We start from the raw sequence: 13,084 nt of genomic DNA, 5'->3' as shown, positions 1-13,084 counted from the left end.
AGTGAACCCACATGGGTATGAAGGACCAGTTCCAGGACAAGGCCGAGCGCATGCAGCAGCAGGGCAAGCAGCGTGCCGAGCAGGCGCGGGACCAGTTCCAGAACCGCGACCGCCGTCGCGACGAGGACGAGAACGACCCGTCCTCCCCGGCCTCGCGTCGCCGCGAGTCGGAGCACCAGGACCCGGCCTCGCGCCGTCGCGACGAGGACGACCGGCTCCAGGACAGCTTCGACGCCTGACGCGCCGCCGCTGAGGTGAGAGGGCGCCCACCGGGTTGACCGGGTGGGCGCCCTTTCCCGTGCGACCAGAGGCCTGGTGGAGGTTCCTACTCCCGCGGCGGCAGTGGCGGGCGCGACCGGTCCGGCACGGCGTCATAACCGGGCGGCGTGGCGGGCGGGTTGGTCTTCAGCAGCTCCAACGCCAGCCGTACCGCCTCGTCGAGGACCGGGTAGCGGCCCTCGGCCCAGTCCAGCGGGGTGCGCAGCGCCTCGACGTCCGGGGCGACGCCGTAGTTCTCCACGGTCCAGCCGTAGGCGTCGAACCAGGCCGCGTTCATCGGCACCGTGATCACCGAGCCGTCGCCGAGCCGGTGCCGGCCGGTCATGCCGACCACCCCGCCCCAGGTGCGCTGCCCGACCACCGGGCCGAGGCGCAGCAGCTTGAACGCCGCCGTGATCATGTCGCCGTCGGAGGACGTCGCCTCGTCGGCGAGCGCGACGACCGGACCGCGCGGCGCGTTGGAGGTGTACGACACCGGCTGGGCGTCCCGGGTCAGGTCCCAGCCCAGGATGGTCCGGGTCAGCTTCTCGATGACCAGCTCGCTGATGTGCCCGCCCGCGTTGCCGCGCACGTCCACGATGAGCGCGGGCCGGGACACCTCCATGCGCAGGTCGCGGTTGAACTGCGCCCAGCCGGAGCCGCCCATGTCGGGGATGTGCAGGTAGCCGCACCGTCCGCCGCTCAACTCCCGCACCACCTCGCGGCGCTTGGCCACCCAGTCCTGGTAGCGCAAGGGGCGTTCGTCGACGAGCGGTACGACGGCCACCCGGCGGGCGGGCCCCCGGCACCCCTCGCCGGGCGCGAAGGTCAGCTCCACCGTCGTACCGCCCGCGCCCGCCAGCAGCGGGGACGGGCCGAGGACCGGGTCGACCGGGCGGCCGTCGACGTGGGTCAGCACGGCCCCGTCGCGGATGCCCGTGCCGGCCAGCGGGGAGCGGGCCTTGGAATCGGAGGAGTCGCCCGGCAGGATCCGCCGGACCAGCCACCGTCCGTCCCGGCAGGCGAAGTTGGCGCCCAGCAGGCCCTGCCAGCGCTGGTAGTGCGCCGGGCCCTCGTTGCGCCGGGCGGCGACCACGTAGGCGTGCGAGGTGCCCAGTTCGCCGAGCACCTCGCGCAGCAGGTCGGCGAACTCGTCGGGGGAGGCGACCCGTTCGAGCAGCGGACGGTACTGGTCCAGGACCGCGTCCCAGTCGATGCCGCACATGCCGGGGTCCCAGAAGTAGGCGCGGATCAGCCGGCCCGCCTCGTCGTACGCCTGGCGCCACTCGGCGGCCGGGTCGACCTCGTGCAGGACGCGGCGCAGGTCGATCCAGGTGGTCGAGTCGCCGTCGCCCACCTCGGCCGCCGGTACGGCGCGCAGGTCGCCCTCGTCGAGCACGACCAGGCGGCTGCCGTCGCCGCTGACCCGGAACCAGTCCAGGTGGTCGACCAGCTCCGACTTCTTCGCCTTGGCCAGGTTGAAGTGTTCCAGCGTGGGTCGCTCGCTCGGGTCCGCCGGGTTGGCGAAGGTCTCGCCGAGCGCACCCGAGATCGGCCAGCGCAGCCAGACCAGGCCGCCGCCCGCGACCGGCTCCAGCGCCGAGTACTTGGAAGCGGTGACCGGGAACGGCGTGACCCGGCTCTCCAGACCCTCGACCTCGACGGTCACCGCGCCGCCCTCGCCGGGCTCCTCCTCCAGCGGGTCCAGGCCGCCGGCCGCGGGACGGCCCTCGGGGTTGAGGGCGAAGGGGGAGGGGGTCGCCGAGGACAGCGGCACCAGGTAGGGGCGGCAGCCCAGCGGGAAGGACAGGTCGCCGGTGTGCACGTCGTACACCGGGTCGAAGCCGCGCCAGGACAGGAAGGCGAGGTAGCGGCCGTCCCGGGTGAACACCGGGTTCTCGTCCTCGAAGCGGCCGTTGGTGACGTCGACGACCAGGGTGCCCTCCGGTCCGTCGATCCGGGCCATCTTGATCTGCCGCAGGGTGCGCCCGATGCCCGGGTGCGACCAGGTGAGCCAGGTCCCGTCGGGGGAGAAGGCGAGGTCGCGCACGGGGCCGTTGACGGAGCGGATCAGCTCGGTGACCTGCCCTGAGGCGGTTGCGGGGGTGCCGGGGGCGCCCGGCGTCACGGTGCCCCCGGCGTCGGCGGCGACGCCGGGGACGTCCGTGCCGAGGCTTCCGGCGGGCGGGGGGACGCCCGGGTCGCCCGGGGTGCCGGTGCTCCCGGCGTCCGGTCCGGGGCCGGGGCCGGGCTCCTCGCGCGGCGCACCTGCCCCTGGAGCGTCGGCCGCCGTGTCGCCTCCCGCCGTGTCGCCTCCCGCAGGGGCGCTTCCCGCCCGGCCGCCTCCTCCCGCGGGGACGCTGCCCGCCGTGCCACTGGTGGCCGTTCCGCCTCCCGCGGCGCCACCGGTCGCGGAGTCACCTCCCGGCGTACCGTCTCCCGCGTCGGTCAGCGGCGTGCCGGTGTCCCCGGCGTCGGTGTCCTCGGTGGGGGCGTCCGGGGTGGTGTCCGGGGTCGTGTCCGCCCGGGCGGTCGTCCCCGCCGCGTCCTCTTCCGCCGTGTCCCGCGCGTCCACCGGGTACCCGGCGTCCACCGCGTCCAGCGCCAGTGCCACCTCCGTGTCGGGCTCCGCGACGTCGAGGATCAGCAGCCGTCCGTCGTGCGAGGCGACGGCGAGCCGGTCGCCCGCCGGGTCCGACACCAGCTCCAGGACCCGGCCGAGGCGGCCGGAGGCGAGCCGCCGGGCCGCGCGGCCGCCGGTCGCCCGGGGCAGGTAGGAGATCTCGACGGCGTCCTCACCCTCCGCGTCCGTCACGTACGCGATCCGCCCGCTCTCCCCGAGCATCTCCGGCAGCCGCACCCGTACCCCCGGGGTGTCCGCGATGGTGCGGGCCGGGCCGTCGCGGTGGGTGAGCCAGTACAGGCTGCCGCGCACCACGACGGCGCTCGCGCGGCCGGTCTCGTCCACGGAGATGCCGCCCACGTGCTGGGCAGCGGGCACCTGGTAGGGACGCCGTCCCGCGCGCGGACCGCTCAGCCGCACGTCGAGCCGGCGCGGCGCCGAACCGGGTGCGAGGTCGTCCACGATCCACAGGTCGCCCGCGCACTGGTACACCACCCGGGTGCCGTCGCTCGCGGCGTTGCGGGCGTAGAACGCGTCGTGGTCGGTGTGGCGGCGCAGGCCGGAACCGTCCGGCGCGCAGGAGTAGAGGTTGCCGACGCCCTCGTGGTCGGAGAGGAAGGCGATCCGGCCGCCGACGAACATGGGGGCGGCCAGGTGCCCGCCGAGGTCGGGCAGGATCCGCTCCCCGTGCAGCCAGAGCCGGCCCGTGGCGCCGCCCCGGTAGCGCTTCCAGGCGGCCGGTTCGTGCGGCGGGGTGCCGGTCAGGAGCAGGGTCCTGCGCTCGCCGTCGAGGTCGGCGGCCTGGATGTCGGTGACCGGCCCCCAGGGCAGCTTGCGGCCGGGATCGCCGTCGGGGGTGACCTTGTAGGCCCAGGTCAGGTGCGAGAAGGGCTCCCCGTGCGAGGCGACGGCGAGGACGGCGGTGGTGCCGTCGGGATCGGGCGGCGACCAGCCGCAGACCCGGGTGTCGAAGCCGCCCCAGTGGGTGAGCTGCCGCCCGGGGCCGCCGTCCACCGGCACGAGGTGGACCTCCGGCACGAGGCTGCGCCAGCTGGTGTACGCGATGTGCCGGCCGTCGGGGGAGAAGCGCGGGGGACCGGCCTTGGTGCGGTCGACGGTGAGCCGCCAGGCCCGGCCCGGACCGTCGAGGGACGCGAGCCAGAGGTCGTCCTCGGCCACGAAGCACAGCTGGTCGCCACTGAGGTGCGGAAGGCGCAGATAACTCACCCGCCCCATGCTTTTCCGGGGGCCGGGCACCGGCAACTTATGCGGTGCCGACAACCGTGACCCAGACCACGAACGAAACCGTTTCGTTTCGCTAGACGGTGGGGTACATTCGTCATGTACGAAACGGTGTCGTTCCGGTCGAGTGGACCGGCCGACCGGACGGAGAGGGGAGTGAGCGAGATGACGGAGACCGCCACCGCGCGCCGCAGCCGGATCACTCCCGAGCGCGAGGCCGAGCTGTACGAGGCCGTGCTCGACCTGCTCCGCGAAGTCGGGTACGACGCCCTCACCATGGACGCCGTGGCCGCCCGCACCCGGTCCAGCAAGGCGACGCTCTACCGCCAGTGGGGCGGCAAGCCGGAGCTGGTCGTCAAGGCCATCCGGCACAACAAGCCCGGCGAGATCGGCGACGTCGACACCGGGTCGCTCCGCGGCGACCTGCACGCCCTGATGGCGCGTGAGGACGACTGCACCATGGAACAGAACTCCGCGCTGATGCGGGGCGTCGCCATGGCGCTGCACCAGAACCCGGACCTGCGCCAGGCGTTCCGGGACCAGCTCATCGAACCGGAGATGGCGGAGTTCCAGCGCGTGCTGCAACGCGCCGTCGACCGCGGTGAGATCAGAGCGGACTGTCCGGCGCTGGACTTCCTCGTGCACATGATGGTCGGCGGATTCGCCACCCGCACGCTGCTGGACGACCAGCCGCCGACCCGGGAGTTCCTCACCTCCTACATCGACGCCGTGATCCTCCCCGCACTCGGCGTCTCCACCCACTGACACGTCCCTGCACCCCAGGGACACCTGAGCCCCACCTGACGTAACCGCTCACGTCGTCGGGCCGATCCCCCCTGCCCTGAAGACCCACGACCTGACCGGGAGTACGCCCCCGTGGCCACGTTCCTCTACAAACTCGGCCGGCTCGCCTTTCGCCGACGGCACTTCGTCGCCCTGATCTGGGTGGCCCTGCTGACGCTCGCCGGCGTCGGCGCCGCCAGCGCCCCGCCCGCCGGCAACTCCTCCTTCTCCATCCCCGGAACGGAGGCCCAGAAGGCCTTCGACCTGCTGGAACAGCGCTTCCCCGGGGCGAGCGCCGACGGAGCGACCGCACGGGTCGTCTTCAAGGCGCCCTCCGGCGAGAAGATGACGGACGCCGGCAACAAGGCGACCGTCGAGAAGACCGTCGACGAACTGGCGGACGGCTCCGAGGTCGCCTCGGTCGCCGACCCCTACACCGGCGACGCCGTCAGCAAGGACGGCACCATCGCCTACGCCTCGGTGAAGTACGACGTCTCCGGCATGGAGCTGGAGGAGTCCACCAAGGACGCCCTGGAGGACGCCGCCCAGCAGGCGCGTGACGCCGGGCTGAGCGTCGAGATCGGCGGTGACGCGCTCCAGGCCGTCCCGGAGACCGGCGCCACCGAGGTCATCGGCATCGCGGTCGCCGCCGTCGTCCTGGTCATCACCTTCGGCTCCCTGGTCGCGGCCGGGCTGCCCCTGCTCACCGCCCTGATCGGCGTCGGCATCGGCGTCTCCTCGATCACCGCGCTCGCGAGCGTGCTCGAACTGGGCTCGACCACCTCGATCCTGGCGATGATGATCGGCCTCGCGGTCGGCATCGACTACGCCCTGTTCATCGTCTCCCGCTACCGCGCCGAACTCGCCGAGGGGCGCGAACGCGAGGAGGCCGCCGGGCGGGCGGTCGGCACCGCGGGCTCCGCGGTCGTCTTCGCCGGCCTCACCGTCGTCATCGCCCTGGTGGGTCTCGCGGTCGTCAACATCCCGATGCTCACCAAGATGGGCATCGCGGCGGCCGGAACCGTCGCCATCGCGGTCCTGATCGCCCTCACGATGATCCCCGCCATGCTCGGCTACGCCGGTCGCAGGGTCAGGCCCGCCGGAGCGAAGGGCAGGCTGCCCGGCCGCTCCCGCAAGGCCGAGCCGAAGCCGGACCAGCCGGCCGGCCGGCCGAAGGCCAACCTGGGCACCCGCTGGGCCAGCTTCGTCGTCCGCCGTCCCCTCGCCGTCCTCCTGCTGGGCGTCATCGGCCTCGGCGCCGCCGCGGTCCCCGCGACCTCCCTGGAGCTGGGCCTGCCCGACGACGGCTCCCAGCCGACGTCCACGACCCAGCGCCGCGCCTACGACCTGCTCTCCGAGGGCTTCGGCCCCGGCTTCAACGGCCCCCTGATGGTCGTCGTGGACGCGAAGGGCAGCGACGCACCCAAGGACGCCTTCACCGACGTCGAGAAGCAGATCAAGGGCCTCGACGGCGTCGTGGCGGTGGCCCCGCCCGCGCCCAACAAGGGCGGCGACACCGCGACGATCACCGTGGTCCCGGACTCCAAGCCGTCCTCCGTGCAGACCGAGGACCTGGTGCACGCCATCCGCGACGCGGGCGGCGACATCGAGGCCGAGACCGGCGCCGAGACCCTGGTCACCGGTTCGACGGCGATGAACATCGACGTCAGTCAGAAGCTCAACGACGCGCTGGTGCCGTACCTGGTCCTGGTCGTCGGCCTGGCCTTCCTCCTGCTGATCGTGGTCTTCCGCTCGATCCTGGTCCCGCTGAAGGCGGCCCTCGGCTTCCTGCTCTCCGTCATGGCGGCCCTCGGCGCGGTCGTCGCGGTCTTCCAGTGGGGCTGGCTGTCCGGCCTGATGGGCGTCGAGGAGACCGGCCCGGTCATGTCGATGATGCCGATCTTCATGGTCGGCGTGGTCTTCGGCCTGGCGATGGACTACGAGGTCTTCCTGGTCACCCGCATGCGGGAGGCCTACGTCCACGGCGAGAAGCCTCACCAGGCGATCGTCACCGGCTTCAAGCACGGCGCCCGGGTCGTCACCGCCGCCGCGGTGATCATGATGGCGGTCTTCGCGGGCTTCATCGGCTCCAGCGAGTCCATGGTCAAGATGATCGGCTTCGGCCTCGCGATCGCCGTCTTCTTCGACGCGTTCGTCGTCCGCATGGCCATCGTCCCGGCGGTCCTCGCCCTGCTCGGCAAGAGGGCCTGGTGGCTGCCGAAGTGGCTGGACCGCGCGCTGCCCAACGTGGACGTCGAGGGCGAGGGCCTGCGCACGGCCGCCGAGCGCGGCACCGGCCCCGGCGAGGACCGGGAGCTGGTGCGCACCTGACCCGCCACCCCCGCCTCTGACCGGAGGACGGCGACAGACCAGCCGGTGAGGGCTCCGTGGGGACGGGGCTGCCCTCACCGGCTTCCTCCGTTCCGGGGCACCCGACGGCCCCGCAACCCGGTCGCCTGTCAGCTACACGTACCGCTACGGTGCGGTCCATGACGACGACCGACGACGCCTCCGACTCCGCCCCCGACGCCTCCGCCGCCCACCCGCGCTTCGCCGCCGCCCTCGGTGAACTGGGCCTCGCCGACCTGGCCGGACGGGCCCGGCGCTTCCCGGAGGCCACGCGCACCGCCGCCGAGGCCGCCGCCGCCATCGGCTGCGAACTGAGCCAGATCTGCAAGTCGCTCATCTTCGCCGCCGACGGCGTGCCCGTACTGGTCCTCATGGACGGCGCCTCCCGTGTCGACCTGGACCGGGTCCGCGAGGAACTCGGTGCCGAGAAGGTCACCCGGGCCAAGGCCGACGTCGTACGGGAGACGACCGGATACGCGATCGGCGGGGTGCCGCCCTTCGGGCACCGGACCAGGACCCGGGTGCTCGCCGACCGGTCCCTGCTCGCCCACGACGTCGTCTGGGCCGCCGCCGGCACCCCGTACGCCGTCTTCCCGATGGAGCCCAAGGACCTCGTCGCCACCGCCGGCGCCACCCTCGCGGACGTGCGCGAGCGCTCCGAGTGACGCCGCTGGTCACCGCCGCCGTCCTGCTCGCGGCGGTCACCCACGCCAGCTGGAACGCCATCGCCCACCGGATCACCGACAAGCTGACCGGGTTCGCGCTGATCTCCGGCGGCGGGATGCTCATCGGGCTCGCGCTGCTGCCGTTCACGGCGTTCCCGGCGGCCGGTGCCTGGCCGTACCTCCTGGTCTCCGCCGCCATCCACATCGCGTACTACGCCCTGCTCATGCGGTCCTTCCGGCTGGGCGACTTCGGCCAGGCCTACCCGATCGCCCGCGGCAGTGCGCCGCTGCTGGTCACCGTCCTCGCCGCCGTCTTCGCCCACGAGGTGCCGGACGGCTGGGCCACCGGGGGCATCCTGGTCTCCTGCGCGGGGCTGACCGGCGTCGCCCTGTGGGGGCTGCGCGGACGCCGGCCCGACTGGGCGGCCATCGGCGCCGCCCTGGCGACCGGCGTGACCATCGCGGCGTACACGGTCGTCGACGGCCTCGGCGTACGCGCCTCCGGGTCCTCCCTCGGCTACATCGCCTGGCTGATGGCGGTGCAGGGCACGGTCCTGCCCGCGTACTTCCTGTACCGGCACCGTGCCGGGGCCTGGGCCCTGCTGCGCCCGCGGGCCGGCCTCGGACTGGTCGGCGCGGTACTGTCCGTCACCGCCTACGCCCTGGTCCTGTGGGCGCAGACCCGCGCCGAACTCGCGCCCATCGCCGCCCTGCGCGAGTCGTCCATCCTGGTCGGCGCCGCGATAGGGGCCCTGTTCTTCAAGGAGCGGTTCGGCGCGCCCCGGATCGCGGCGGCCGACCTCCTGGTCGTCGGGATCGGGCTGATGCTGCGCACCGGGTAGCCGCGAGGGCCGGGATGGTGCGTACGGCCGTCGCGAGGCGCACCCTGGAAGAAGGTGTTCCGGAGGTGATCGTCATGATGCACACCACAGTGGGATGGCATGTCGAGCTGGAGTTCACGGAGGACGACCAGCACACGCGGGCGGTCGCGATGGTGCGGCTCCCCGACGGCACCGAGGTCCGCGCGCACGGCCACGCCAGCCGTCACCGGATCGACTCCCGGCAGCCACGGGTCGGTGAGGAGGTCGCGGGCGCACGGGCGTTGAACGAGCTGGCGATGCAGCTGCTCACCAAGGCCCACGACGAGATCGACGCGGCGTCCGGGCGGACCTCACACCCCATCCACGTCTGAATCCAGGTCCGCACCAGGTCCGGGGTCCGCCCTCAGGACGGGCCCCGGGCGAGCGAGGCGCGTACCGCCCGGACCAGCGCCTGCGCCCGCGGGTCCGCCGTCACGGTCTTGCGGAAGCCGTTGGTGACGTAGCCCAGGGCGATGCCGGTCTCCGGGTCGGCGAAGCCCAGGGAGCCGCCGCGGCCCGGGTGGCCGAAGGAACCGGGGGCCAGGAACGGGGACGCGCTGCCGTGCAGCATGTAGCCGAGGCCGAACCGGGTGCCCACGACCAGGATCCGGTCGGGACCGGCGGACTCCTCGGCGCGGGCCAGCTCCATGGTCTCCGGGTCGAACAGCCGTACGCCGCGCGTCACGCCGTCGACCTCGCCGATCAGCGCCGCGTAGAAGCGGGCCAGGCCGTCGGCCGTCGCGATGCCGTTGGCGGCCGGCAGCGCGGCCGCGCGGTACACCGGGTCGTTCTGGTCGGGGAACGGGGTGATCGCGGCGAACGCGCGGCGGGTGAGGGACTCCGGGTTGTCGTACGCCTCGGTGACCGAGCGCTTGGGGCGCAGCCGCGGGCCGTTCCCGGGCCCCGACGGCTCGGGATCGTCGAGGCGCCCGACACGACCGGCCCTTCCCGCGGCCTCCTCCGCCGCGGGCAGCCCCACCCACAGGTCCAGGCCGAGCGGGCGGGCGATCTCGTCCGCGATCCACCGTCCGGCGCCGCGCCCGCCCGTCACCCGGCGGACCAGTTCGTCGAGCAGCCAGCCGTAGGTCAGCGCGTGGTAGCCGTGGTCGGTGCCAGGCTCCCAGACGGGCGCCTGCGCGGCGACGGCCGCGGGGCCCCGCAGCGGGTCCAGGGCGTCCTCGGGGGTGAGCGGACGGTCCAGGACCGGCAGCCCGGCCCGATGGTTCAGCACGTGCCGGACCAGCACCCGCTCCTTGCCGTGCGCCTTGAACTCCGGCCAGTACTCGCCCACCGGCGCGTCCAGGTCCAGCTCCCCGCGCCGGTGCAGCAGCAGCGGTACGGCGGCGGCGACGCCCTTGGTCGCCGAGCGGACCACCTGGGCGGTGCCGCGACGCCACGGCTCGCTGCCGGCGGTGCCGTCGACGTCCCTGGTACCGCCCCACAGGTCGACGACCTTGCGCCCGTCCCGGTAGACGGCGACGGCCGCGCCCCGCTCGCCGAGCGCGGTGAAGTTCCGTGCGAACGCGTCCCTCACCGGCTCGAAGCCCTCGGCCACCGAGCCGTGCACGCTCACACTCACGTCCGCGTCCCCGTTCATTTTCCCGCGCCCTTTCCGATCGCCCGCGACAGTGGGTGCAACCGCCACCGGCCGTCCGCGATTCCTCACCCGCTCGCCGACACCGACCGCGGGTCGAAGCCGAAGGGCAGCTCCAGGCGGTGGGCGCGCATCAGGGCGTCGTCGGACAGCAGCTCCGCGGTCGGTCCGTCCGCCGCGATCACGCCGTCGCTGAGGATCAGGGCGCGGGGGCACAGCTCCAGGGCGTAGGGCAGGTCGTGGGTGACCATCAGGACCGTGACGTCCAGGGAGCGCAGGATGTCGGCGAGTTCGCGGCGGGAGGCCGGGTCGAGGTTGGAGGAGGGCTCGTCCAGGACCAGGATCTCCGGCTCCATGGCGAGCACGGTCGCCACCGCCACCCGGCGCCGCTGGCCGAAGGAGAGGTGGTGCGGCGGCCGGTCCCTGAACTCCGCCATGCCGACCAGCGTGAGCGCCCGGTCCACACAGGCCTCCAGCTCCGCCCCCTTCATCCCGGCCGCCGCCGGTCCGAACGCCACGTCCTCGCGCACGGTCGGCATGAACAACTGGTCGTCGGGGTCCTGGAAGACGATGCCGACCCGGCGCCTGATCTCCGCCATGTTCCGCTTGTCCACCGGCAGCCCGGCGACCGTGACCGTGCCGGTGCCGCCGGTCAGGATGCCGTTGAGGTGGAGCACGAGCGTCGTCTTGCCCGCTCCGTTCGGGCCGAGCAGCGCGACCCGCTCGCCGCGCGCGACGGAGAAGTCCACGCCGAACAGCGCCTGGTGCCCGTCGGGGTAGGCGAAGGCGAGGCCGGAGACGTCGACGGAGGCGGGCGCGTCGGTCACGGGGTCGGACGCGGGGTCTGTCACTGGGTCGGTCACAGGGTCCATCCCAGCAGACACACGACGAGCGCCGCACACGGGAGGGCCAGCGCGTACGACCACTGCGCCCGGGACGCGGTCACCTCGTCGATCACCGGCATCGAGCCGGCGTACCCGCGGCTGACCATGGCCAGATGGACGCGTTCGCCGCGTTCGTAGGAACGGATGAACAGCGCCCCCGCCGATTTCGCGAGCACGCCCCAGTGCCGTACGCCCTTCGCCTCGAACCCGCGCGACTCCCGGGCGATCCGCATCCGCCGCATCTCGTCCGCGATCACGTCGCCGTACCGGATCATGAACGACGCGATCTGCACCAGCAACGGCGGCAGCCTCAGCCGCTGGAGACCGAGGAGGAGTTCCCGCAGCTCGGTCGTGGAGGCGAGGAGTACGGATGCGGCGACGCCCAGGGTGCCCTTGGCCAGGACGTTCCAGGCACCCCACAGGCCGTTGACGCTCAGGGACAGGCCGAGCACCTCGACCCGCTCGCCCTCGGCCACGAACGGCATGAGCACCGCGAACGCGACGAACGGCACCTCGATCAGCAGCCGCTTGAGCAGGAAGCCCGCCGGGACCCGGGCCGCGTACGCCACGGCGACGAGCAGCAGCGCGTACAGGCCGAAGGCCCACATCGCCTCGCGCGGCGTCGACACCACGACGACCACGAACGCGAAGGTCGCGGCGAGCTTGGTGTGCGGCGGCAGGCCGTGCACGGGGGAGTGGCCGTGCCGGTAGAGCCGATGAGCGTGACCCGCGCCCACGTCAGAGGGTCGTTTCCGTGCTGGCCGGCGACGCGTCGTCGCTGCGGCGCCTGCGCACCGCCCAGAACACGGCGCTGCCCGCGACGACGGTGACGCCGACGCCGATCACGCCCGCGAGGCCGCCGGAGACCCGGGCGTCGGTGATGTCCTTGACGCCGTAGTCGGCGAGCGGCGAGTCGGCGGCGGCGTGCTCCTCGGCCTTCTCGTCGATGCCCTTGTCGGAGGCGACCTTCTCCAGGCCGTCGGGGTCGGCGGAGGCGTAGAAGCTCACGAAGCCGGCCAGGACCAGGGAGGCGACTAGGCCGGTGATCCACACCGTGCGATGCGAACGGGCGGCGACGGGCGCGGGGGCCGGTGCGGCGCCGGACGGGACGTCGGAGGGGGCGTCGACCAGCTCGCCGTTGACCCGCAGCTTGAGCCGCTGCTGCAGCCCGCGCGCCCCGTACACCAGGTCCGGGCGTACGGCGATGACGGCGCCGACGGTCAGCGCGGTGATCGCGGCCTCGCCGATGCCGATCAGCACGTGCACGCCGATCATCGCGGTGGCGACCTTGCCCATGGAGACGTCGGTGGTGCCGCCGATCCAGTACAGGAACGTGAAGGCGAGGGCGGCGGCCGGGACGGAGACGAGCGCGGCGACAAAGGAGGCGACGGTGACCGAGCGGCGGGTGCGCGGCAGCACCTTCACCAGGCCCCGGAAGAGGGCGTAGGCGACGACCGTGGTGACGATCGCCATGTCGGTGATGTTCACGCCGAGCGCGGTCAGACCGCCGTCGGCGAAGAGGATGCCCTGCATCAGCAGGACGACGGAGACACACAGCACGCCGGTGTAGGGCCCGACGAGGATGGCGGCCAGCGCGCCGCCGAGCAGATGCCCGCTGGTCCCGGCCGCGACCGGGAAGTTCAGCATCTGCACCGCGAAGATGAACGCCGCCACCAGCCCCGCCAGCGGCGCCGTCCGCTCGTCCAGTTCACGGCGCGCGCCGCGCAGGCTGACCGCGATGGCGCCCGCGGCGACGACTCCGGTCACGGCGGAGGTAGGGGCGTTGATGAATCCGTCAGGTACATGCACGGTTCGATGATAGAGAC

General features: G+C 73.3%; 11 protein-coding genes. 6 read left to right on the top strand and 5 right to left on the bottom strand.

Annotation, left to right across the window (positions count from 1 at the left end):
- The first annotated feature begins 11 nt into the window (after window positions 1-11).
- Window positions 12-239 (top strand): hypothetical protein, encoded by a 228-nt coding sequence (locus C4J65_RS13040; protein WP_115742568.1) that lies wholly within the window; start codon window positions 12-14, stop codon window positions 237-239.
- Window positions 240-325: 86 nt separating this feature from the next.
- Here the strand turns inward: C4J65_RS13040 and C4J65_RS13035 are convergent, their stop codons facing one another.
- On the bottom strand, window positions 326-4,108 hold the full coding sequence (locus tag C4J65_RS13035; protein ID WP_115746426.1) for a S41 family peptidase: 3,783 nt from the start codon (window positions 4,106-4,108) through the stop codon (window positions 326-328).
- Window positions 4,109-4,288: 180 nt separating this feature from the next.
- On the opposite strand from C4J65_RS13035, the gene C4J65_RS13030 reads away from it, so the two are divergent.
- From C4J65_RS13030 to C4J65_RS13010, 5 genes are all read left to right on the top strand, one after another.
- The gene (locus C4J65_RS13030; RefSeq protein ID WP_115746425.1) at window positions 4,289-4,888 is read left to right on the top strand and encodes a TetR/AcrR family transcriptional regulator; all 600 of its coding nucleotides are present in this window, start codon (window positions 4,289-4,291) and stop codon (window positions 4,886-4,888) included.
- 111 nt (window positions 4,889-4,999) lie between these two features.
- Window positions 5,000-7,237: an MMPL family transporter gene (locus C4J65_RS13025; RefSeq protein ID WP_115742567.1), complete on the top strand. Its 2,238-nt coding sequence runs from the start codon at window positions 5,000-5,002 to the stop codon at window positions 7,235-7,237.
- A gap of 158 nt (window positions 7,238-7,395) precedes the next feature.
- Window positions 7,396-7,920: a YbaK/EbsC family protein gene (locus C4J65_RS13020; RefSeq protein WP_115742566.1), complete on the top strand. Its 525-nt coding sequence runs from the start codon at window positions 7,396-7,398 to the stop codon at window positions 7,918-7,920.
- Window positions 7,917-8,762: a DMT family transporter gene (locus C4J65_RS13015; protein ID WP_115742565.1), complete on the top strand. Its 846-nt coding sequence runs from the start codon at window positions 7,917-7,919 to the stop codon at window positions 8,760-8,762. The genes C4J65_RS13020 and C4J65_RS13015 overlap by 4 nt, the downstream gene beginning before the upstream one ends.
- A gap of 74 nt (window positions 8,763-8,836) precedes the next feature.
- Entirely contained in the window at window positions 8,837-9,112 is a 276-nt protein-coding gene (locus C4J65_RS13010) for a DUF1876 domain-containing protein (RefSeq protein WP_115746424.1), read from the top strand.
- A gap of 32 nt (window positions 9,113-9,144) precedes the next feature.
- Here C4J65_RS13010 and C4J65_RS13005 read toward each other — a convergent pair whose 3' ends face one another.
- The 4 genes from C4J65_RS13005 to C4J65_RS12990 form a co-directional block, all read right to left on the bottom strand.
- A complete protein-coding gene (locus C4J65_RS13005) occupies window positions 9,145-10,353 on the bottom strand; it encodes a serine hydrolase domain-containing protein (protein WP_162833570.1) in 1,209 nt (402 codons plus the stop codon).
- A gap of 89 nt (window positions 10,354-10,442) precedes the next feature.
- Window positions 10,443-11,246 carry an ABC transporter ATP-binding protein gene (locus tag C4J65_RS13000; RefSeq protein WP_205351000.1) on the bottom strand — a complete coding sequence of 268 codons (804 nt, stop codon included), beginning with the start codon at window positions 11,244-11,246 and terminating at the stop codon, window positions 10,443-10,445.
- Entirely contained in the window at window positions 11,234-11,995 is a 762-nt protein-coding gene (cbiQ, locus tag C4J65_RS12995) for a cobalt ECF transporter T component CbiQ (RefSeq protein WP_115742562.1), read from the bottom strand. The genes C4J65_RS13000 and cbiQ overlap by 13 nt, the downstream gene beginning before the upstream one ends.
- 1 nt (window position 11,996) lies before the next feature.
- Window positions 11,997-13,067 (bottom strand): energy-coupling factor ABC transporter permease, encoded by a 1,071-nt coding sequence (locus C4J65_RS12990; protein WP_115742561.1) that lies wholly within the window; start codon window positions 13,065-13,067, stop codon window positions 11,997-11,999.
- Between the last annotated feature and the right edge of the window lie 17 nt (window positions 13,068-13,084).

This window comes from Streptomyces sp. CB09001, assembly GCF_003369795.1.
GTDB lineage: Bacteria > Actinomycetota > Actinomycetes > Streptomycetales > Streptomycetaceae > Streptomyces.
This window is presented reverse-complemented; position numbering and strand designations above follow the sequence as displayed.

Bases quoted from the DNA above. Each gene is read 5' to 3' on its own strand.
- C4J65_RS13040 (WP_115742568.1), top strand. From the start codon at position 12: ATGGGTATGAAGGACCAGTTCCAGGACAAGGCCGAGCGCATGCAGCAG.
- C4J65_RS13010 (WP_115746424.1), top strand. From the start codon at position 8,837: ATGATGCACACCACAGTGGGATGGCATGTCGAGCTGGAGTTCACGGAG.
- C4J65_RS13030 (WP_115746425.1), top strand. From the start codon at position 4,289: ATGACGGAGACCGCCACCGCGCGCCGCAGCCGGATCACTCCCGAGCGC.
- C4J65_RS13000 (WP_205351000.1), bottom strand. From the start codon at position 11,246: ATGGACCCTGTGACCGACCCAGTGACAGACCCCGCGTCCGACCCCGTG.
- C4J65_RS13020 (WP_115742566.1), top strand. From the start codon at position 7,396: ATGACGACGACCGACGACGCCTCCGACTCCGCCCCCGACGCCTCCGCC.